Here is a 21,125-nt window from a genome sequence, read left to right as displayed (position 1 = left end):
AATCCCCATTACCCCTTATCCCCAGAGGGGGCCCCACCTTCCCCAGTCCCAATTACCTAGTCAATCTGAATCGAAGTTGGCGCACTTCCTGTTGGTGGAGTGGTAATGATTAATGGTTTGCGGAATTGGGCGTAAAGGCGATCGCGCCAGGTAAAGAATGGTTCATAATCTATATTCTCTGAAAAGATTGGTAATCCTTTACCTCTAATAGAAGCTGGTAAATCCAGATAGGGCCCAGGAGGGAACTTGAGCAATATCGATAACCCAGCTACTGCCAAGTCAGCTAAAGTCGGCTCATCTCCTGTTAAATAAGGACTATCTGCTAATAATAACGTTACGGCTTCCAAGTCTTGTTTTAAGGATGCGATCGCTGACTGGATAATATCTGGACTATAACCTACGCCAAAACCTAGCACTGTCAGTAAGTCAGTGGGTACTCCTCCAACCAGACTTTTAAATATATCTGGTGTTGAGGTGGGTAATAAAGACTTGCGGAAATTTTGATCTTGACTTATGGCTGCAAATAGTGCTTTGCGACCTTTGATCCCTATAGACTCATCCGCCCATTCTTCTATTAATAAAGTTAAACCCCGTTTTTTGGGATCTTGCGGTATTATTGGGCGATCGGGATACTCTAAGTCTAAATACTTAGCTATTTCCGTAGAATCCGCAATGTATCTATTACGATCCTTTAATACCGGGACTTGTTTCTGACCAGTCAGCCGGAATAGTTCTACCTGTCCAATCCCAGGTGTAACCTCTATTTTGCGGTAATCTAGTCCTTTAAAATCTAGAATTAGGCGCACTTTCTCTGAGTATTGAGATAGTTCCCATTGGTATAATTCCAGCATCTTGTATACCTTATAACTGGTCAAATTCTTAACTTTACAATTGTATCTTTAGTTAAAGTAATTTTTCTTTACATTAGTTGCTTTTTGTCTCTTTAATTGAGATTGTGGTTAAACTTATGCCTGATTTTTAGCAAAATCATCGATTTAAAAAGTATTATTTTTTCATATAAATATAAAATAATTAAATAATTGAATTTGGCATACATAAATCAACTTAACCGCTCAGTTGTAAGTCTTCAGCAGTTACTTTAATTTCCGTCACTGTTTAGACTACGTTAAGATATCTAGGTAATTAATTTCTCTGCTTTTACTGAATAATTAATGGTTAATTCAGAGAGATCCCTTTATTCCTTATGGTATTCAGTACTTTTTAATCACCTATTGATTTACGTATAAAATTGTATAAAAAGTTACTTTAAACTAAGTAAAATATTTATCACAATTTATTGTAACTCATACCTTGTAGATGTTAAAATTTCACACTTTCTGAGAGTTGACGCTACAGCAAGTGAGGCTTTTTAACTCTTTTTAGTGTAAAGAAAAAATATACTCATTACAGAAAATATGTGCTAAATATATTTCATAATTCTCAGTGTGAGCCGACGTTTGATATTTTAGCTGACCAGCACAAACTATTCTGGGGAAAAACTTTACTTACCTGTTAGGTTAGATTTTGTGCATAGCAAAATGTTATAAATCTTTATGTAATGTGTGGACAAAAAGACAAACAAAATTTATGAAGACTAATTGTAGCAAATTGCTGATCACGTTGGCAGGCATAGCAGGATTTGGTAGTTTCAGCCTCGTTATTACTTTACCATCTGAAGCTAAAGAGGCACTAAATCCTAACCCCAGTATTTTCAACGAAGCCCCCTATAATAAGGGCCAACGTCTTCAAGTAAACGCTCAATACACACCTGTTGAAGCTGCTTCCGAAATAGAAAAGGGCAATACCAAACGCAAACAAGTAGCACAGAACGGTGGTGTAACAAATCCCAGACCAAGTATTTTCAACGAACCGCCATATAACCGTGGTGGTGGTAGTGTTACACCTGGTGAAGTTCCACCCCGCACCCCACGTCCTATCCCTCCTACCCCGGAAACTCAACCCACCCAGACACCTACTACAACTCCACCAGGACCAGGGGCAAGCGACAATCAAGGTAAAAATTTGTTAGCGTTGGCAGAGTCAAACGCTTCCTTTACAACCTTAACTAAGGCTTTGAAAGCAGCAGGGTTGACCGGAGCTTTGCAAGGTAAAGATAACTTAACCATTTTTGCACCTACTGATGCAGCTTTTGCTAAGTTGCCACAAGATGCTTTGCAAGAATTGTTAAACCCAGCCAACAAAGAAGTATTGATCAAGATTTTAAATTACCATGTAGTATCTGGTAAGATATTGTCCACTGATTTGAAATCTGGTGAAGTTAAAAGCCTTGAAGGTGGCGCAATCAACGTTAAAGTTGATCCTACAACCGGTGTAACTGTCAATGAAGCTAAAGTGACACAGGCAGATATTACAGCCACTAACGGTGTAATACACGCAATTGATCAGGTGATTTTGCCTCCTGACTTGTAGTTTTGAGATATCAGTATAACCTGTAGTAGATTAGTAGTTTATTGCAAAAGTTTTGATAAATGAAAAAGTTAGTAGTAAGGACTAAAGTCCTTACTACTAACTTTTTTACCCCTCAATTCAAAGCTTACAGACTACTCACCTTTCAAAAGTGTTCGGTTAAGCTTAAAAAATAACTCCAATGTAGGTTGGGTTGAGGAACGTAGACCCGTTGGCGTTCGCGTTAGCGTCTCTGAAAGAGAAGCCTCTCCAAGAGTTGGGGCTTAAGGCAGGGTAACCCAACATTTTCAAAGATTTGTTAGGTAACACTAAAGTTAAACCCAACCTACAAATCTTCAAAACCTACGCAGTATTGACTCACCTTTAGGTCGGAGAGTGTCAAAGGCTAGACATTACATCCCGTGCAACTGCTAAAGTCTGCTCAATATCTTCTTCAGTGTGAGCAAAAGACGTAAACCCAGCTTCAAATTGAGAGGGTGCTAAGTAAACACCACGCTCTAACATACCCCGATGGAAGCGTCCGAATTTGGCTGTATCAGACTTTTTGGCATCTTCGTAGTTATGAACTGGGCCAGAGGTAAAGAATAAGCCAAACATGGCGCTGATTTGACCACCGCATACCCCATGACCAGTTTCTTTAGCAATTTGCAGCAAACCATCTGCTAGCTTCTTAGTAATCCGGTCAAGATACTCGTAAGTACCTGGCTTTTGCAGCAATTCTAAAGTCTTAATGCCAGCAGTCATCGCCAAGGGATTACCAGAAAGAGTCCCAGCTTGATATACAGGGCCGGCGGGGGCAACCATTGACATAATATCTCGGCGACCGCCATAAGCTCCTACTGGCAACCCACCACCAATCACCTTACCCAAGGTTGTTAGGTCGGGAGTCACACCAAATTTTTCCTGAGCGCCACCGTAAGCAATACGGAAGCCTGTCATTACCTCGTCAAATACCAATAATGCTCCATGCTCATGAGTCAGTTCTCGTAATCCTTCTAAAAAGCCAGCGTCAGGTGCAATAAATCCAGCATTGCCGACAACTGGCTCAAGAATGACACCAGCAATCTCGTCGCGGTTTTCTTCAAACAAGGCTTTGACGGATTCTAAGTCATTAAAAGGCGCGGTTAGAGTGGTGCTAGTTGCCGCTTTCGGAACTCCTGGTGAGTCTGGCAAGCCAAGTGTGGCAACACCAGAACCCGCCTTCACTAGAAAGGTATCGGCGTGTCCGTGGTAGCAGCCTTCAAACTTGATGATTTTGTCTCGTTTTGTGAAAGCCCGCATCAGCCGCAAAACTCCCATACAGGCTTCAGTTCCAGAGTTGACAAATCTAACCATTTCGATACTAGGAACGGCATCGATGACCATTTCTGCCAAAACATTTTCTAGGACTGAGGGAGCGCCGAAACTCGTGCCTTTTTCTAAAGCTTCATGCAAGGCTGCAATTACTTCTGGATGAGCATGACCGCAAATAGCTGGGCCCCAAGTGCCTACATAGTCTATATATTGGTTGCCATCTACATCCCAAATATATGCGCCTTTAACACGATCAAAAACGATGGGTTGTCCACCCACAGACTTAAAGGCACGAACTGGAGAACTGACTCCTCCGGGCATGAGGTTTTGAGCAGCAGCGAAAACTTCTTGTGATTTTGTTGTTTTAATTGTGGTATTTACCAAGGTTCTCTCCTAACAGTGGGCAATAAAAAGCTCTATCTTAGGATAGTGTCAAAAACTACTTAGAATTTCTATCCTATAAAATTAGCTGAACCAAAAAAATTGAACTAAAAAAATAATAATATGTTATACAAGTCGAATAAAGACTTGCCTTTAGATATTCAAACTCGATTATCTGAAGCATACCAGGATCTTTACCGAGCAGCTTTTAACTCGGCGATCCATTGGTATGGTGAGACATCAAAAGCTCACAAAGTCGCATTGAGTGCTGTAAAAATGCAGTCTGCTATGGAACGGAATGTTCTAGTTTAGAGCTAGATAAGATAGTTGAATTCAAAAAAAACATGCCAGTTGCCCTATTGAGAATGGTATCGTGAATCCATGAATTATTCTCATTAGAGCAAACTAGCTGGTATGTCTTCTAACGATTCGCACTCACTGCATTACGCCATCCCTGTTGAGGAAATTCGCTACGATGAACGGGGTCTAGTGCCTGCAATTGTCCAAGATTATTTGGATGGTACTGTCCTGATGATGGCGTGGATGAATCAGGAGTCGTTACAAAAAACTTTGGAAACTGAAGAAACTTGGTTTTGGAGCCGTTCCCGGCAAGAATTGTGGCACAAGGGGGCGACTTCTGGACATATTCAAAAAGTGCAGAGTATCCGTTATGACTGTGATAGTGATGCGTTGCTCATAGGGGTAAAGCAATTAGGAGATGTTGCCTGCCACACTGGAGAACGCAGTTGCTTTCACCAAATAGAAGGGAAAATTGCCCCACCACCAGGGGATACATTGTCGCAATTGTTTCAAATAATATGCGATCGCCGCGATAATCCTACTGAAAGCTCCTACACCTGTAAACTATTCGCAGGTGGTGATAACAAAATTTTGAAAAAGATTGGTGAGGAAACCGCCGAGGTGATAATGGCTTTTAAGGATGATGAAGCAGATGCAATCGCAGGTGAAGTGGCTGATTTGCTATATCATACTTTGGTTGCCTTAGCTCACCATCAAGTTGATTTAAAATCTGTATATCGGAAGTTGCAAGAACGTCGCCAATGAGCAGGAAAGGGGCAGGGGGCAGGGGAAAAGAGGCTTTTCCGATTTTTGCACAGATGCGGTAATCATAAGTGATTAACCGGACTTGATATGAAACCCTTTTTGCAGGAAAATTCCAGTATTTTTTCTCCTCTGCCCCCTGCTCCCTGCTCCCCTGCCTAAATAAGCGCACAGATGTGCGCCCCTACTCAGCTAAAATTCGATTCAAATACTGTAAAATTGCCACCGCGATCGCTACACTCAAGATGAAGCATAGCCAGTAACTATTGGTAATAATTTGTGGTTGATCTAATGCCCATCCACCCAAGGGATGACCAATAAAAGAGCCAACAGCCCAGCACAAAGCGTTGATGGAAAAATAAACGCCGCGTTGATTTTCCGGGGCTAACTCAGTCACTAAAGAGGCAGCAGATGGGGTATAGGAGACAATCGCCACAGCAAATACTCCCAATGCTAATATTACCCAAACCAGATGATGAGATGGGGCAGTGCCGCTTACCCAAATCAGGCCAAAACCAATTGCCCAGAGAATGGCAGAAACAGTAAGCGCGAGTGTGTGTGAGCAGCGTTTTAAGATGCTAGTAACAGGCAACTGACAGATGATGGCGAACACCAAATGCCAAGCAAATAGAACGCTAATCGTAGTTTGAGCAAACCCTTCGGTAGTACTTTTTATAACAAAGTTTTTGAAGTAAAGCGGCAGGGTGCTGTGGATTTGAGAAATATAGATTGTGAAGAATATATTAACTGCTATGTAGACTAGGAAACGGCGATCGCTTAATACTGCCATCCAAGAAGCAAAAAGTTCTGTTTTTTCAGATTCCCCTATCTGCTTCTGTTCACTTTCACTAATTCCCACATAAACAACCCCGAAAAATACCAAAAAAGAGATGGCATCAATCACAAATAGCCATCGATAACTCCCAATTACCGCGATCAAAAACCCAGCCAGCATAATTCCGATCGCTAAACCAAGATTATCAGCTAGGCGGGCGATCGCAAAAGTTTCGCGGCGATTGTCAATCTGGCTGGCGTCAGCAACAACAACTTCAGCCGCCGGCCAATAGAAACCTATCCCTAAACCGCTAATCAAGCTACCGATTACCAAAATCGTAAAATTATTGGTTGTAGCTAAAACTAGAGAACCAATTGCGGAAATCGCCGTGGCTAGCAACAAAGTGCGGCGGCGTCCCCAGTGTTCAGAATCAGCCAAAGAACCACCTGCAATCCGCCCTACAACGCCGGAAATCGAGGCGCTACCCAAGGCTACCCCAACACTGGTTGCAGATAAACCAACTTGATTGACAAAAAAGATGGGGGCGTAAAACAGGGTACAGCCGGTGCCAACTTCCGACAGAAATCTACCAATTGCAAAAATCCATATCTGGGGATGTATTGAGGGCAGCCACGATGATAACTGCGATTGCGAAGCTAATTTCATAAGTTCAAATGTCATGCTTCTGTGACATTTTTGTAATTCTTATCATTGGCTGCTATTTTCCTCACTCATTCCACAGGGTTTCCACAGGGATTTTAGCAGTTTTCCACAGGTTCTCTACGAACTAATGGGGTTCTTGCTGTCTTATTGGGGATTGTTGATTAACAGTGACAAAGAACTTATTGGACTGAGTTCTTATAAAGTTACGTAACAAAAAATGGCTTCAAATACCTATTATACCGTTCGTATTTATTTTTTATACAAATGTTTTTAACATTTCGCAGCATTGACAAACCCACCCCCTCTTGGCGCACAATGATTCGGCTTGCTTTTGTAGTTCGTTCAACCGTTGGCATCAAATGTGTAAAATATATTACCACCAGATGTGGGCGAAGATTGGCGGGCTGGCGAAAGAGCGTGTGAAGTAGCCCTAAGCCGCTTCAGCGCAAGCAATTTGTCCCTCTTGATTATCCTCATAGGAGGAAAATCTTATGAAAGCAACGGTTAGCATCTTTACAGAAATTCCCGAAACACTCCACGAATCCTTAAAAAACTACTTAGAAACCCATCCCGATTGGGATGAAAACAGAGTATTGACGGCGGCGCTATCATTGTTTTTACTCCAAAATGGAGATAGCGATCGCCGTGCTGCTCGAGTCTATCTGGAAACTTTGTTCCACCACTCCTCAGTAGAAATGCCCTGTACCGACTCACCCGCGACAGCTAATTTACTAGATACCCCATAGATACTGGTATGAAGCCCTAATACGGGCACGGCAAACCGTGCCCCATTAATGGGATTTTGATCCAAAGCGATCGGCCATATCGGGGTAATATTACAACAAAAAAGATCAGTAGATTCTGATCCTTAAAGAGGTTCCAATAGTTTCTCCTGTTGCCAAAACTAGTTGGTAATAGGGCAAAATTTAGAATTGAGGCAAGACTTGAATATATTACCTGACCGTTAGTACTTGTTGTATAGCGGTTTTCTTTTGGATACAAACACGTTTGTAGGGGCGCAAAGCTGTGCATACGTGTCAACTTAACGTAAAAGCTATGTTCCGCAAGGAACTGAAGTTCAGGGCGGATGAAGAAGCCAACAGTTAAGCTATTTCTAGGCTTTTGTTGATACCAATGATATGTGCTACCCTACGAACTCCAACCTCAGCACCGTTATATCTACCAAAACGGTCAAATGCAAAGAAATATTTTCCAGTGGACTCTCTCCCCTGTCCACTGTCTTAAACAGATAAATATCTCAAATAACTGCCTAGTGTGTATTTGAGCAATATCTACCTATTTGATTGTCTAAATTTGTCTTTTACTAAAGCCAAAGAAATTCACTAATCCCTCCGCCAAGAGTTAACAGTCAAGAGTTAAAAAACTCTAGACTGTTAACTCAGGACTTGCCTTCTAACTGCTGGGGGTGAGCAGCAGATTCAAACTTATACCCTACGCCACGTACAGTTTGAATTAATGCTGGCTGACTAGCATCAATTTCAATCTTCTTGCGAATTTGCCCAATATGGACATCTACAACCCGTTGGTCGCCGACATATTCATAGTCCCATACCTCTTGGATTAGCTCCGCACGCCGCCAAACTCGACCTGGATGACTGGCTAAAAAATGCAACAAGTCAAATTCCAGAGCAGTTAAAGGTACTGCTTGGTTATTAAGTGCTACCTCCCGTCGCACTGGGTCAATCATAAGTTTTTCAAATACCAAGCGTTTTTGCTCGGCAGTAGTTATCACTCGTTGACGCCTCAAAATAGCTCCGACTCTGACTTCTAACTCTCCTAACCCAAAAGGCTTGGTGAGATAATCGTCAGCACCTTTAGCAAAGCCGCGAATTTTGTCAGCTTCGTCAGCACGGCTAGTCAACATCAGAACAAACACACCATTACGACTTTGCATCTCTTGGCAGAGGTTAAACCCAGTTACATCTGGTAAATTCACATCTAGAATTACCAAGTCGGGGTTAAATTGCTCAAATAGAGTTAAGGCTGTCTTTCCATCTTCGGCAGCCTCTACCTGATAGTTCTGCTTAATCAGAAAGCGTTGGATTAAATTCCGAACCGCAGGGTCGTCGTCAACTACAAGAATCTTGGCAGGAGCCATGACCATTACTTTGCACAAAAATTCGTAAGATTAACAAAAGGTTTGCGTAAAAACGCAGTTGCCACTTAGGGACTAACTAAGAATCTACATGGCTACGGTATGAGATTCCTGATTATTCAAAAAGAAATACTCTAATCAGGATTGTGGGCGATGAGAACGCTAAACTTCTGTTAGCCACAGTATATAAGCGCTCTGACTTTAGCCGCAACAGTTCTTAACACCAAGACACGTTCTTGATCCCAGTTAGGTGGTAACTTAAAACGCCTCAATTTTAAATCGATATGCGGATATATACCACAAGCGATTATTCAGTATAATTAAAAAAATTATATTAGGGCACAGTAAGTTGCCAAATTTGAAACAGTAAAGTTGATATTTTCATAAAAACTATGTGTTTTAGGTACTCTTCGTTCAAATTCTAGATTAGAGCCAGAACTAGACAACGACATGAGGGTATACACGGAGTTATAGCGATATGTTAAAGTGGCTATAGTTAAAATTACAAAGTCGATTAAACTAACCCGTGCTACTATCCTGTTAGGGCATAAAATAGGTCGAGACTTTAGTCTCGATTAAAACAAAACCTAAAGCTGTTTTTTATTCGACAAAAGACTGCCGCTGACTGAGGCTGAAGTAACAAACTCCCATGAGCGATCAAAATCCCTACGAAAAACTTGGGGTATCAGAAGAGGCTAGCTTCGATGAAATTCAGGATGCTCGTAATCGCCTATTCGAGCAATATAGTAGCGATGCCAAGCATTTAGAAGTAATTGAAGCTGCTTACGATGCGATTTTAATGGATCGCTTACGGATGCGCCAAGAAGGTAAAATTAAAGTCCCTGAGCGTATTCGGTTTCCAGAGTTGCGAGTGCAATCGCCTCCTAAAGAAAGTCCAACCCCTCGTGAGCAGTCACCTGCATGGCTGCAACGGATGCTGGATCAACCAACGCCTGCTGATATATTCTTGCCAGGAGCTTGGTTTCTTGGTTTGAGTTCTATCAGTGTGTTTTACCCTGAGGGAGGCGATCAGGTTTTGCAGTTAGCATTGGTAGTTGGGGTAGGCGCTAGTATTTACTTTCTCAATCGCAAGGAAAGTAAATTTGGCCGAGCAGTTTTGTTCACCCTGGTCAGTTTAATAATTGGCTTAATCGCTGGGGGACTAGTTGCTAGCTGGCTTTCACCACAAATATCATTCCTCAATTTGTCATCGAATCAGTTCTCTAGTGTATTAACGTTTATATTGTTGTGGTTGGTTAGTAGCTTTCTACGGTAAACTGCTACTTTTAAGCAAGTTTCCGTAAAGAAGACATGGTTTATGTGTGTTCTTCTTAAAATTTGAGAGTCAGGAGTCAGAATACCTATTTTGACTCCTATTTTAATTCAATCTGTTGCAGCTAGAAAGCCTTTTTAGACAAGCTGTTTAGGTTTTAAGACTAAATCTACAGCAGCACTGAAATCCTTAACGATTAAGTCGGGGTGGTAAAGTTCCAGTTGGGTGCGATCGCGGATGCCACATTCCACAGCCATCACCTTAATCCCATAATTTTTAGCTGCGGTGATGTCGGCTTCGGTATCTCCCACCATCCAAATATCACTAGCTGGAGGCAGTTCTTTTAAAGCCCTAGCCATCAATAAGGGTTTATCTTCAATATCACGAGTTTTAACGTAGTCGTTACTCAAGCAATAACAACGATTTTCCGGGAAAAATCTTCCTAAATCGTGTTTTTTGAAGGCATAATCTAGTTCCCGAAATCGGCGCATGGTCATAACTGCCAAATCAATTCCAGCTTGTTGAATTTTTAATAAAGCATCCACAGCACCGGGTGCAAGGCTGTCATAGTGAAAGTAAGATTCTGTATGCACTGTTTGCCGCCGCAACTGGGCAAATTCTTGGGCTTGGGCTTCGTCTAACCCAGAATTCAAGGCAATTTGTTTTTCAGGAACACGCGATCGCTTTAATTGCCAAAATTCCACTTTCGGAAGTTCTTGTACTACTTGGTCTGGACGACGGGTTTTCTCTAAGCAGAATTGATAAACACGGTAGTACCGTTCGGAAACATCAATAATTGGGCCGTCGAAGTCAGTAATAAGTCTTAGCATCGGCGGAAAAGTTAATTTTTATTAAAATTATCTCAGATGTATGGCTATTTTTCGAGAATATAAAGTCTAGTTAAGGGGTTTTTTGTAAACTCTTTTTAAGAAAGTATCGACGATGACCTGGAGGAAAATCTTCTAACTCTCCAAAAACTTTATAACCCAAGTGCTGATAAAATTTGGGAGCTTGGAAACTGTAAGTAAAAAGATATGCGTTTAAGCAACCACGATTAACAGCCTCTTGCTCTGCCGCCAAAAGAAGTGCTTTTCCATATCCATAACCTCTTAACTCCTCTGTAACCCAGAGAGTACCGATATGGAACCATCCCAAGCCGATAAAACCCTCCAAGCCGCCCACTACCTTTTTTTCTGAATCACGAAGCAATAGAAACAGTGGCGTATATTGGTAAGTTCCAATCTTGCCTAGATTGAAATGTTGAAGTTGCTTGTCAATAAAATCAACTTGTTTGGAGTCTGGCTGAATTTCAATTGATATTTTGTACTCAGGCATCATTGCAGGGTACCGCGTTTAATTTGTTCGCTTTCAATGGCTTCAAATAAGGCGCGAAAGTTACCTTCGCCAAAACCTTGAGCTTGGTAACGGCGTTCAATAAACTCAAAGAAAAATGTCGGCTGTTCAAATATTGGCTGGGTAAAAATTTGCAGTAACAAGGGCGCGGTATTTCCTGCCTCTAAAGGAGTATATTCTTGCCAGTCCACCAGAATTTCCTGTTGAGCGATCGCTTCCAGTTCTAAGGGTGATAAAGGCAATCCTGGACGTTGTTTTAGTTGCGTGTAATAGCTTTGGGGAACTGAGAGTAAGGATAAATTACTGGCACGAAATTTAGCGATCGCACTCACAAGATTAGTCGTCCGCAAGGCAAGATGTTGAATTCCTGGCCCCCGGTTGACATCTAAAAACTCCTGAATTTGGGAATTTCTGGAAGCTGGTTCATTAATTGGCAATTGGACGCTGCCATTGTGCGAAACCATCACTTGACTGTGTAAAGCAGAACGATTGGTTTTAATTTTAAAAGCCTGCTGGGGTTGAAAATCTAGGATATTTTCGTACCAAGCGACAGCATTTTCCAATTCACCAACTGCCACGTTTAACACTATGTGATCGATGGCGGTAAAAGTGTTGTCATTAGTCATTTGTCCTTTATCAAAAACCAATGACCTTTCGATCAATGTATGAGTCAGTCCACCCCAGGCGGCAATTTTGCCACACTTGAGGAATTCTGTACCCACCTGGCGTTCTTGGACGGGTTGTAGGATTGTAGCACCGTGTTTTTGAGCTAGTGCGATCGCGCTTTTTACATCTTCGACAGCAAAAGCAACATCTGCCACACCAGGGGGATATTGACGCAGAAACTCAGCTACTGGACTTGTGGGTAACAGTGGTGAAGATAGAAAAAAGCAGACAGCACCACTTTTTACCACTTCTGTACAAGTGTGAAATGAAGTGCTGCGATCGGCTACTGCTTGAAAACCAAGATGGTGTACAAACCAATCCCGCCACATTTTGGCGTCTTCTACATAGAAATGAACGTGATCAATTTTCATAAATACTGAAAATCCAGCATAACAGCTTATATCTCTGTAAATTTTGCCTTTTTTGCTAAATTTTCAGGTCTTTCCCAGGCAAGAATTATGTAGGTGTACTGCAACTTTAAAAAAACAAATGATTATCAGGTTGAATGTTAATTTCCATTGGCACAGCTTGCGCTTGGGCAGAAAGGGCAAAGAAAATCGCATTGGCAGCAGTTTCAGGACTGAGCATTTTTTTCCGGTCTACTTTTAGGTTGACGTTATCCCAGAAAGGAGAATCTACCCCACCAAAGTAGAATAGCGTGAACTTGATACCAAAACGCTTGAGTTCCTCTGCCATGCATTTGCTGAAACCGACAACACCAAACTTAGAAGCAGAATAAGCTGCGGCCATTCCCATCGAATGCTTGCCTAGAATTCCAACCACGTTACAGATGTGACCAGACTTGCGCTTTTGCATCTGTTCAGCAGCCGCTTGAGTGGTATAAAAGCTGCCTTTTAAGTTGACATCTAGCATCTTGTCTAAATCAGCAGGTTCTAGGCTGTTGTAAGGCTTGAGTATACCAGCACCGGCTGCATTCACTAAAATATCGATTTGACCAAACTCAGCTCTGGTCTTTTCTATCAAAGTATCTACCTGTTGCGGGTCAGTTATATCGGTGGGAACGCTCAAAACTTGCCCTGGTAAATCATTTGCCAGTGTTGTTAAACGAACCGCATCTCTGGCAACCAGTACCAACCGGACTCCATTAGGCGCAAGTTTGTGTGTTAAAGCTGAACCAATGCCACCAGTAGCACCGACAACAACAACGACTTTATCCTGCATTATAATATTTACATTTCTTTACATCTTTATACATAATACAGAATTACAGACTCAAGTTGTACGTAGACATCCAGAAAGTATTTACTCAGAGAATAGCGGTATTACCTCATATTCCTTGCCACTCGCCTTTAATGTAAATGTGGGAGATGATTCTAAATATTTGGTAAAATTGGAACCTAACTTTAATTTTTTAATAATTGAATTAGGAGATTTTCTGGTTATTTTCTGTAGCTCTGAACCTAGCTTGGACACAGATAATTTAGTTTCAGGAGATTTGATTTGTATATCTTGAATAATTTTCAATAGTAATTTATCTAATGTTTCTCCATTAGGAATTTCCGCAGAACCTTCTTTTTCTTCTTTTTGAATAGATTGTGCAGATGAGTTATCTATAACAGGGATTATTTCCTCAATTTCTGTTTGCTTTGAATGATGTTTAATATTGATATCACATCTTTCTTGAAATAAAGTTGCAACAGCCACTAAATTGTTTAATCGAGCATTGATTGATTCCTGTTCAGTTTTAATTAAATCTTGAATTTTATCAACCACTTGTTCAAAAGATGGAACTTCTGTTGCCATTGGTAAGGAATAATGAGTTAATTTACCAGTATTCCGGTTTTCTATATGCAAATTTTGTCCTTGTCTACGTACCCAGTAAACAATTAATCCTTGATTTTGAAGTTCGTTACAGAGGTGGATCAAAATTCCATCGCCAGAACAGACCAAGATTTCTTTAACTGTTGGATAAGAGCGTAAAACACAAGCACCAAGTGCGATCATTTTTGCATCAGCACTGTCTTTACCTCCAGGCACATGGACAAGTTGATAGCCACGATTGTATAGTTCAATATCTTGCTTGCCAATACTGGGATTTCTCCAGTTAGCAAATGCAATTTTAACTTGGAGAGGATACTTACAGACACTGGCTAAAAACAATTCGGAATTAACATCTAATTTTAAGTTTTCTGCATCTAAAAGCAGAAGTGAGATTCCTATTTCTAATTGATGTTTTCTTTCAGTTTTTTGTTGAAATTTTTGGATAAATTGGCTGAAGGCAGCAGATTCTAGCCAATCAGGTGATAATATAGTTTGCAGCAGTTCTTCAGCTAATGTAAGACTAAAAGAGCCAAGACTCTTCTCTGTGATTTTTTCTTTTGGCAAGTCTTTTACTAAAGGAACTTCTGTAGTTTCGGCTATAGATACTTTAGTATGTCCATTGCTGTTAGCAAGCAACTCACCTTCTAAGGAACGAGGGAATGCAGGCTCAAGAAATTGTTTACCACAATTTTTGCAGAGGTAATTCTGCTTGTCATTCCGACGACCATTTTTCCGATATAAAGTAGATTCGCACCGAGGACATTTCATTTTGTGATTCAGGTGGTCTAGAGCAGATACTTGCCTCTAAATATACCGTATAAAAAACGACTGTCAACATCACTTTGAATTGCCCAACACAGGAAAAACTCAAAACAAGTGGAAATTAAATTTAACCCCTAATTTCTGCAAGACTATGTAGTAGCTCTCTGAATAGCTAGAATTTTAGAAAAACTTCAATTAATACGGGCGAAAACATAGTCACGGGTGCGAGAATCCACGGGGTTAGTAAAGATTTTATTTGTAGTACCAAATTCAACCATTTGAGTAATGCGATTTTGATTACTGTAAAAGAAAGCCGTAAAATCAGATAGGCGAGTAACTTGCTGTATATTGTGAGTAACCATCACAATTGTCAACTCAGAGCGTAAGTTATGGATCAGATGCTCAACTTTCAGACTACCGACAGGATCAAGACCTGAACAAGGTTCATCCATTAATAAAACGTTCGGTTTAACTGCTAAAGCACGGGCAATACATAGTCTTTGTTGTTGGCCGCCAGAAAGCTCTAAAGCAGATTTGTGCAGCTTATTTTTCACTTCATCCCAAAGTTCGGCAGCTTTGATGGCAGATTCAACGATTCCATCTAATTCTACTTTTGGATGCCATCCAACTAATTTCACCCCATAGGCAACATTATCGTAAACGCTCATGGGAAAAAGATTTGGCTTGGGAAAAACCATACTGACTTGGCGACGTAAGCGATTGATGTTGACACGACGCTCATAAATACTTTGTCCAAAAAATTCTACTTTTCCTTCAACCTTCACTTCTCCTTCTAATTCACTCATCCGATTTAACGATTTAAGAAAAGTAGACTTGCCACAACCACTAGAACCAATAATTGCCGTGACTTGGTTTTGGTAAATATCCATTGACACGCCTTCAACTATCTTTTGAGTGTCGTAAGAGAGGCTGAAGTTTTTGACTCTGATAGCTGGAATTAGTTTACTCATATTCCCAAAACGTGTGAAATAAAAGTTGACGAAGTAAGGTAGTACAAATCAGCAGCGCTGTTTCACTATGTTACTCCCAAAAGGAGATATTCATAAAACTTACGTAGTTATACAGTAGTCATACAGCAGATAAGCTGTTATTAGTAGATCTAAATATTTATATTAAGACTATGCTCCAAAAATAATCTTTTATAGACTTTTTATACCAGCTTTGGTCGATTGATCTATATGCCATCCCTTCCAATTAAAAAAAATTGGGGCTGGTTCGACTTAAAATAGCTATGTATAAATGAAAAAAATATTAATATCATATACACCTCATGGTGAGGAGCTAGTTTATCTAATAAAGATAAATTAGTAATTATTTTTAAACCGCACTTTATGAATACCCTCTACTACCAAATGGTTCGACAAAAATCATTAAGTTAAGTAAGTCGGTAAGAATAAATCAAACTAGATTAAGTAATGTAAAAAAGATTGAAATTAGTTTGTAGTGAGGGCTACCCTACGGGAACGCTTCGCGAACAGCCCTCATTTGAGGACTTTAGTCCTCTCTACGAGACGCACTCGCGTTCACTACAAACCTTTAATTATTTACGCCGCTCTACTTACACTGGGGCATACCTTAACCGAAACGCCCTGAAATGTAGTCGCGGGTACGGGGGTCTAGTGGGTTATTAAAAATTTGCTCTGTAGCGCCAAATTCAACCATTTGACCAATCCGACTTTCATCGGTGCTGAAGAAAGCCGTAAAATCAGAGATACGAGCGGCTTGCTGCATGTTATGAGTAACGATCGCAATTGTCAACTCAGACTGCAAACTATGAAGTAGTTCTTCTACTTTCATAGTAGCGATCGGATCAAGAGCCGAGCAAGGCTCATCCATCAGCAGAACTTTCGGCTTGACTGCTAAAGCACGGGCAATACATAATCTTTGTTGTTGACCACCAGAAAGCCCTAAAGCTGATTTATCCAACTTATCTTTCACTTCATCCCAAAGAGCAGCACTGTGAAGTGCAGATTCCACAATCTCATCTAATTCTAATTTTGAATACCTGCCTGCTATTCTCATACCGTAGGCAACATTTTCGTAAATGCTTATCTCAAAAGGATTCGGTTTTTGGAACACCATACCAATTTGGCGGCGTAACCGATTGATATTGACACGAGGAGCATAAATATTTTGACCAAAAAATTCTACATCTCCTTCAACTTTTACAGGCCCTTCTAATTCGTTAATGCGATTAAGAATTTTGATGAAGGTAGATTTACCACAACCACTTGGCCCAATAATTGCGGTTATTTGATTCTGATAAATATCTATTGACACCTTTTCAATTGCTTTTGTTGTGCCATAGTAAAAGCTGATATTTTTAACTTTGATAGCTGGTATTAGGTTACTCATGCTAATTCGTAATTCGTAATTCCTAATTAATACACATAAAACAAGGCTTTATCCTAGCGGATTATCATCTTAATATCATACTTTGCCAAGATACAAAACAATGTAAAAGATTATTGATTTTACTTCAATCTTCTCTGTCTAATAACTAAGCGAGAGAGAATGCTGATACATAAAATTAAGCCAAGTAGAACTATAGAAGTAGTCCAGACTAATTGATTTTTTTGCGGGTCGGGGTCGTTGTAGAGGTTAAAAATCAATACTGGTAAGGAAGCTGTTGGACTTAATAATCCTTCTGACCAATCTAGACTAAATAAAGCAGTAAAAATTAAGGGTGCTGTTTCACCAGCAGCACGAGCTACAGCTAATAAAATGCCTGTAGTAATTCCGGGAATTGCAGCAGTGACAACAATGCGAAGGGTAGTTTGAAAGCGAGTTCCGCCTAAAGCAGCAGAGGCTAAACGTTGAGATGTGGGAATCAGTTTTAAGGATTCTTCTGTTGTCAGTATAATTACAGGTAGCATAATTACGGCTAAAGCAAAACCGCCTGCGATCGCACTAAATCCTTTAGTTACCAAAACTATCACACCGTAAGCAAATACGCCTACAACTATTGAAGGCACGCCTGTTAGAATACTGCTGATAAAACGAACAATACTAGCAATTGAGTTGGTTTGACCAAATTCTGCTAAGAAAATTCCTGTCATTATTCCTGTGGGAATACTTAAAATAGCACCAATTACCACCATGATTATGGTTCCTAAGATGGCATTGCCAAAGCCATTATCAATAACTGCTTTGACAAACATATCTGATTTAAGTCCAGATATTCCTTGGATGAAAATTTCCCACAAAATTGATAATAAAGGAATGAGTGCTAGACCTGTAAAACCAAAGGCGATCGCATTCATTCCATAGGTAAATATTACTCGCTTTGTTGGCAAAGGACTGCATAATTCTCTCGCCAGAGATTCATCAGTTTCTGACTGAATGTAACCACTCATATTTTTTAGGAGTTTTAATTTGTAAAGTTTTTATTACATTGAGATATTTGTATTAAAGTAGTACTATTTATTTTTTCTGCCAACCCATTTAAGCAAGAGTACAGCGCCAATATTTACAGCTAGAGTTAACCCAAACAAAATCAACGCCAAATAGCTTAAAGCGCCTATATGCAAACCCGGTTCAGCTTCGGCAAATTCATTAGCTAATACAGAGGGAATTGTATAACCTGGATTGAGTAAAGAAGCACTAATTTGAGCAGAGTTGCCAATTACCATAGTGACAGCCATTGTTTCACCCAAAGCACGCCCTAAGGCGAGCATTGCTGCACTCACTATTCCAGAAAATCCAGATGGTAACAAAATCCGAAAAATTGTTTCCCAACGAGTACCACCCAAAGCCATAGATGCGCTACGTAATTCTTTAGGGATAGCTATTAAAACATCACGAGTAATTGCTGCCATTGTGGGCAAAATCATGATGGCTAGAATAATTCCAGCAGTCAACATATTAGTCCCAGAAGGGTCTTCTGTATTAAATAGTGGTATCCATTTAAAAGTGCTGGCTAGCCATTTTTGTAGAGGTTCTAGAACTGGAATAAAAACAAAAATCGCCCACAAACCAATAATAACACTGGGAATTGCTGCAATTAATTCAACAACAAATGCTAAAGTGGTTCGCAGCGATGATGGTAAAAAATTTTCACTCGTGACTAAGGCTACTGCTATTCCGACTGGGATAGCGAAGAAAATAGCGATCGCACTACTTACCAAAGTTCCATAAATATAGGGTAATGCACCAAAAAGCTGATTACCTGTATCCCAATCTTGACCCCACAAAAACCCCAATCCAAACTGCTTAATGGCTGGTAGAGCTTCGTGTAAAATTACCCAACTCATCAAAAATAGCACTGCAACGGTAATCACGGCAAAAAAGTATACTAGCCGTGTAAAACCTTGGTCAAACCAGAGATTTGTGCCGCCAATAGCTGTTAGATTGAAATCTTCATCGCCTTGATTGAAATCATGTGATGAATTTCTGTCGGCTGGTTCCGATGAATTTGCCATTATAAATCAATAAAATAGATTTTTTTATTGCTAGTAGAGTGAGTAGTTAACTCAACTTTTTAAGGGAAGAAAGTAGTAATATTCAAGACTTAAGCATAGAAACCCTAAAGTCTTGATTCACCTAAAGCGTGTTTTCAAATTACTTGCTTAGTTTTTTTAATTTTTATATCCGCCTAAATGTTCCGATAAATTTGAGAACTTTAAGAGACTCTTAGCCCCCTTTTTTAAGGGGGTTGGGGGATTTATTGTGTATAAGTCCTAAAAATTGTAAATTAAGGTTTGACAGAGTTATTCACTGTCTGAAGCACCCGATTTGCTACATCAGATGGAATTTTGGTGTAGTTAAGGTCATCGTTATACTGTTGACCGTCTTTCAATACCCAATTAATCCATTTTTTTATAGCATCAGCTTTAGAAGCATTAGCATACTGTTTGTAAACCATCATCCAGGTAAGACCGACAATCGGATAACCTTGTCCTGGATCTCCTACGAAAACGCGGTAGTTGTCTGGGAAAGTGACAGTTGATAAAGCTGCGTTTGCAGATTGTAAAGAAGGAGCAACAAATTCTCCTCTCTTATTTTGTATCAGCGCTGATTTCAGATTGTTTTTGACAGCGTAGGCATATTCTACATAACCAATAGAACCAGGAGTACGAGATACTAAGGCTGCTACGCCTGGGTTGCCTTTGCCTTTGAGGACGTTTGGCAGAGTCCATTTGGGAGCAGTGTTAACTCCAACTCTGCCTTTAAAATAACCGCTAGTAGCACTTAAGTGGTTAGTGAAAATGAAAGTTGTACCGCTACCATCGGCGCGAACAACAAATTTAATTGCTTGATTTGGTAGATTGACACCCGGATTATCAGCTTTAATTTTTGCGTCATCCCATTTAGTAATTTGACCTGAGAAAATTGCCGGTAGTGTAGTGCGGGATAATTTGAGATTATTAACACCTGGAAGATTATAAACAACAGAAACAGCACCGCCTGCTGTGGGTACTAAGATTACACCGTTCTTGACTTTAGCGATTTCATCATCTTTCATTGCAGCATCACTACCACCAAAGTCAACGGTTCCAGCAGTGACTTGACGAATACCACCACCGCTACCTATTGCTTGGTAATTAATTTTCAAGTCTGGATACTTGTTTTTGACTTCACGAGCATAGCGTTCGTAAAGCGGAGCCGGAAAAGTTGCTCCTGCACCGTTCAAAGTTTCAGCTTGTGCGATCGCACCAAAAAATGGACTAAGTGCAACAGAAGCTGTCACCACTGAAGTAGCGACGACACGATTCAAGATGGTGGTCGAAAAAATCATATAACCTCTGACTTAAAGGAATACTTTCCTGCTGTAATTCCAGCCTTAAAATAAGTTAAGTTTTTTTTGGTTAACAATGAATAAACAACGGATTAAGCTGTGTTTAAATCTTATTTATAAATGTCTTACGTGACAAGCATAAACACTATAACTATCAGCAAATTGAAGAGCAGATTTTCCTTGAGCGTGAAACATATTTTCTTCGTCAAAAAACAACTTACAAGGGCGATCGCAGATTAGACAAACCTTTTAAAATTGGAATACAAAACCACAATGTTGCATGAAATTTTGAAGTATGTTCCATTTTTTATTGTCGTGTTGAAGGTCAAGAATAGTAGCGACTGTTTGAAAAGTCAAGCGACGCCGAATAGCCCGTCGTAGACATCGCTTTGTTTGTGGAGATTTATGAAAGCGATGCGTACGCACCTGTGTACTTGATCGCGGTGCGACAAAGTTTGAAGTACTCCAACACGACTTCGGAGTACCTCAACACGACTTTCAAGTACTTCAACACGACTTTCAAGTACTTCAACACGATTTTGGAGTACCTCAACACGACTTTTAAGTACTTCAACACGACTTTCAAGTACCTCAACACGACTTTCAAGTACTTCAACACGATTTTGGAGTACCTCAACACGACTTTTAAGTACTTCAACACGACTTTCAAGTACCTCAACACGACTTTCAAGTACTTCAACACGATTTTGGAGTACCTCAACACGACTTTTAAGTACTTCAACACGACTTTCAAGTACCTCAACACGACTTTCAAGTACTTCAACACGATTTTGGAGTACCTCAACACGACTTT

The 21,125-nt window shown here is 40.3% G+C and carries 19 protein-coding genes and 1 pseudogene; 5 read left to right on the top strand and 15 right to left on the bottom strand.

The features are described 5' to 3' along the window. Nucleotides 1-56: 56 nt before the first annotated feature. Nucleotides 57-851, bottom strand: coding sequence for a glutathione S-transferase family protein (locus ACFFAP_RS20915; protein WP_375513009.1), 795 nt, complete (start codon nucleotides 849-851; stop codon nucleotides 57-59). 736 nt (nucleotides 852-1,587) lie between these two features. Here ACFFAP_RS20915 and ACFFAP_RS20910 point away from each other — a divergent pair. Continuing rightward, complete coding sequence (locus ACFFAP_RS20910; RefSeq protein WP_375513008.1) at nucleotides 1,588-2,430, top strand: fasciclin domain-containing protein; 843 nt, start codon at nucleotides 1,588-1,590, stop codon at nucleotides 2,428-2,430. A 375-nt stretch (nucleotides 2,431-2,805) separates the two neighbouring features. Here the strand turns inward: ACFFAP_RS20910 and hemL are convergent, their stop codons facing one another. Continuing rightward, on the bottom strand, nucleotides 2,806-4,104 hold the full coding sequence (hemL, locus tag ACFFAP_RS20905; protein ID WP_118165119.1) for a glutamate-1-semialdehyde 2,1-aminomutase: 1,299 nt from the start codon (nucleotides 4,102-4,104) through the stop codon (nucleotides 2,806-2,808). Between the two features lie 120 nt (nucleotides 4,105-4,224). Between hemL and ACFFAP_RS20900 the strand changes: the two genes are divergently transcribed. Then, complete coding sequence (locus ACFFAP_RS20900) at nucleotides 4,225-4,413, top strand: ChaB family protein (protein ID WP_375513007.1); 189 nt, start codon at nucleotides 4,225-4,227, stop codon at nucleotides 4,411-4,413. Nucleotides 4,414-4,515: 102 nt separating this feature from the next. Further along, nucleotides 4,516-5,166, top strand: coding sequence for a bifunctional phosphoribosyl-AMP cyclohydrolase/phosphoribosyl-ATP diphosphatase HisIE (gene hisIE, locus ACFFAP_RS20895; RefSeq protein WP_375513006.1), 651 nt, complete (start codon nucleotides 4,516-4,518; stop codon nucleotides 5,164-5,166). Nucleotides 5,167-5,347: 181 nt separating this feature from the next. Here hisIE and ACFFAP_RS20890 read toward each other — a convergent pair whose 3' ends face one another. Then, nucleotides 5,348-6,604: an MDR family MFS transporter gene (locus ACFFAP_RS20890; RefSeq protein WP_375513005.1), complete on the bottom strand. Its 1,257-nt coding sequence runs from the start codon at nucleotides 6,602-6,604 to the stop codon at nucleotides 5,348-5,350. A gap of 488 nt (nucleotides 6,605-7,092) precedes the next feature. On the opposite strand from ACFFAP_RS20890, the pseudogene ACFFAP_RS20885 reads away from it, so the two are divergent. After that, a pseudogene (locus tag ACFFAP_RS20885) lies at nucleotides 7,093-7,284 on the top strand (DUF2811 domain-containing protein); the annotation flags it as partial. Between the two features lie 716 nt (nucleotides 7,285-8,000). Here ACFFAP_RS20885 and ACFFAP_RS20880 read toward each other — a convergent pair. Continuing rightward, nucleotides 8,001-8,720 (bottom strand): response regulator transcription factor, encoded by a 720-nt coding sequence (locus tag ACFFAP_RS20880; protein ID WP_104905561.1) that lies wholly within the window; start codon nucleotides 8,718-8,720, stop codon nucleotides 8,001-8,003. 646 nt (nucleotides 8,721-9,366) lie between these two features. Here ACFFAP_RS20880 and ACFFAP_RS20875 point away from each other — a divergent pair. Beyond that, nucleotides 9,367-9,993 (top strand): CPP1-like family protein, encoded by a 627-nt coding sequence (locus ACFFAP_RS20875; protein ID WP_375513004.1) that lies wholly within the window; start codon nucleotides 9,367-9,369, stop codon nucleotides 9,991-9,993. A 134-nt stretch (nucleotides 9,994-10,127) separates the two neighbouring features. Here ACFFAP_RS20875 and ACFFAP_RS20870 read toward each other — a convergent pair whose 3' ends face one another. The 11 genes from ACFFAP_RS20870 to ACFFAP_RS20820 form a co-directional block, all read right to left on the bottom strand. Next, nucleotides 10,128-10,820, bottom strand: coding sequence for an HAD family hydrolase (locus ACFFAP_RS20870; RefSeq protein WP_375513003.1), 693 nt, complete (start codon nucleotides 10,818-10,820; stop codon nucleotides 10,128-10,130). Between the two features lie 70 nt (nucleotides 10,821-10,890). After that, nucleotides 10,891-11,328, bottom strand: a complete 438-nt coding sequence (locus ACFFAP_RS20865) for a GNAT family N-acetyltransferase (protein ID WP_375513002.1) — start codon at nucleotides 11,326-11,328, stop codon at nucleotides 10,891-10,893. Continuing rightward, a complete protein-coding gene (gene hppD, locus ACFFAP_RS20860) occupies nucleotides 11,325-12,380 on the bottom strand; it encodes a 4-hydroxyphenylpyruvate dioxygenase (RefSeq protein WP_375513001.1) in 1,056 nt (351 codons plus the stop codon). The genes ACFFAP_RS20865 and hppD overlap by 4 nt, the downstream gene beginning before the upstream one ends. A 106-nt stretch (nucleotides 12,381-12,486) precedes the next feature. Beyond that, entirely contained in the window at nucleotides 12,487-13,191 is a 705-nt protein-coding gene (locus tag ACFFAP_RS20855; RefSeq protein ID WP_375513000.1) for an SDR family oxidoreductase, read from the bottom strand. 81 nt (nucleotides 13,192-13,272) lie between these two features. After that, nucleotides 13,273-14,427, bottom strand: a complete 1,155-nt coding sequence (locus ACFFAP_RS20850; protein WP_375512999.1) for an NYN domain-containing protein — start codon at nucleotides 14,425-14,427, stop codon at nucleotides 13,273-13,275. A gap of 317 nt (nucleotides 14,428-14,744) precedes the next feature. Next, nucleotides 14,745-15,524 carry a phosphate ABC transporter ATP-binding protein gene (locus ACFFAP_RS20845; RefSeq protein ID WP_375512998.1) on the bottom strand — a complete coding sequence of 260 codons (780 nt, stop codon included), beginning with the start codon at nucleotides 15,522-15,524 and terminating at the stop codon, nucleotides 14,745-14,747. Between the two features lie 625 nt (nucleotides 15,525-16,149). Then, nucleotides 16,150-16,929, bottom strand: coding sequence for a phosphate ABC transporter ATP-binding protein PstB (gene pstB, locus ACFFAP_RS20840; RefSeq protein ID WP_375512997.1), 780 nt, complete (start codon nucleotides 16,927-16,929; stop codon nucleotides 16,150-16,152). 119 nt (nucleotides 16,930-17,048) lie between these two features. Then, complete coding sequence (gene pstA / locus ACFFAP_RS20835; RefSeq protein ID WP_375512996.1) at nucleotides 17,049-17,930, bottom strand: phosphate ABC transporter permease PstA; 882 nt, start codon at nucleotides 17,928-17,930, stop codon at nucleotides 17,049-17,051. Between the two features lie 63 nt (nucleotides 17,931-17,993). After that, nucleotides 17,994-18,995 (bottom strand): phosphate ABC transporter permease subunit PstC, encoded by a 1,002-nt coding sequence (gene pstC, locus ACFFAP_RS20830; protein WP_375512995.1) that lies wholly within the window; start codon nucleotides 18,993-18,995, stop codon nucleotides 17,994-17,996. A gap of 272 nt (nucleotides 18,996-19,267) precedes the next feature. Continuing rightward, on the bottom strand, nucleotides 19,268-20,311 hold the full coding sequence (gene pstS / locus ACFFAP_RS20825; RefSeq protein ID WP_375512994.1) for a phosphate ABC transporter substrate-binding protein PstS: 1,044 nt from the start codon (nucleotides 20,309-20,311) through the stop codon (nucleotides 19,268-19,270). 353 nt (nucleotides 20,312-20,664) lie between these two features. Further along, nucleotides 20,665-21,125 (bottom strand): hypothetical protein (locus tag ACFFAP_RS20820; RefSeq protein WP_375512993.1); only part of this gene is annotated, 461 nt, incomplete at its 5' end.

This window comes from uncultured Nostoc sp. (genome assembly GCF_964245575.1).
Taxonomy (GTDB): domain Bacteria; phylum Cyanobacteriota; class Cyanobacteriia; order Cyanobacteriales; family Nostocaceae; genus Nostoc.
This window is presented reverse-complemented; position numbering and strand designations above follow the sequence as displayed.

Excerpts from the sequence above, each read along its gene's own strand:
- ACFFAP_RS20915 (WP_375513009.1), bottom strand. The coding sequence starts at position 851 with ATGCTGGAATTATACCAATGGGAACTATCTCAATACTCAGAGAAAGTG.
- ACFFAP_RS20910 (WP_375513008.1), top strand. The coding sequence starts at position 1,588 with ATGAAGACTAATTGTAGCAAATTGCTGATCACGTTGGCAGGCATAGCA.
- ACFFAP_RS20900 (WP_375513007.1), top strand. The coding sequence starts at position 4,225 with ATGTTATACAAGTCGAATAAAGACTTGCCTTTAGATATTCAAACTCGA.
- hisIE (WP_375513006.1), top strand. The coding sequence starts at position 4,516 with ATGTCTTCTAACGATTCGCACTCACTGCATTACGCCATCCCTGTTGAG.
- ACFFAP_RS20890 (WP_375513005.1), bottom strand. The coding sequence starts at position 6,604 with ATGAAATTAGCTTCGCAATCGCAGTTATCATCGTGGCTGCCCTCAATA.
- ACFFAP_RS20880 (WP_104905561.1), bottom strand. The coding sequence starts at position 8,720 with ATGGCTCCTGCCAAGATTCTTGTAGTTGACGACGACCCTGCGGTTCGG.
- ACFFAP_RS20875 (WP_375513004.1), top strand. The coding sequence starts at position 9,367 with ATGAGCGATCAAAATCCCTACGAAAAACTTGGGGTATCAGAAGAGGCT.
- ACFFAP_RS20870 (WP_375513003.1), bottom strand. The coding sequence starts at position 10,820 with ATGCTAAGACTTATTACTGACTTCGACGGCCCAATTATTGATGTTTCC.
- ACFFAP_RS20865 (WP_375513002.1), bottom strand. The coding sequence starts at position 11,328 with ATGATGCCTGAGTACAAAATATCAATTGAAATTCAGCCAGACTCCAAA.
- hppD (WP_375513001.1), bottom strand. The coding sequence starts at position 12,380 with ATGAAAATTGATCACGTTCATTTCTATGTAGAAGACGCCAAAATGTGG.
- ACFFAP_RS20855 (WP_375513000.1), bottom strand. The coding sequence starts at position 13,191 with ATGCAGGATAAAGTCGTTGTTGTTGTCGGTGCTACTGGTGGCATTGGT.
- ACFFAP_RS20845 (WP_375512998.1), bottom strand. The coding sequence starts at position 15,524 with ATGAGTAAACTAATTCCAGCTATCAGAGTCAAAAACTTCAGCCTCTCT.
- pstB (WP_375512997.1), bottom strand. The coding sequence starts at position 16,929 with ATGAGTAACCTAATACCAGCTATCAAAGTTAAAAATATCAGCTTTTAC.
- pstA (WP_375512996.1), bottom strand. The coding sequence starts at position 17,930 with ATGAGTGGTTACATTCAGTCAGAAACTGATGAATCTCTGGCGAGAGAA.
- pstC (WP_375512995.1), bottom strand. The coding sequence starts at position 18,995 with ATGGCAAATTCATCGGAACCAGCCGACAGAAATTCATCACATGATTTC.
- pstS (WP_375512994.1), bottom strand. The coding sequence starts at position 20,311 with ATGATTTTTTCGACCACCATCTTGAATCGTGTCGTCGCTACTTCAGTG.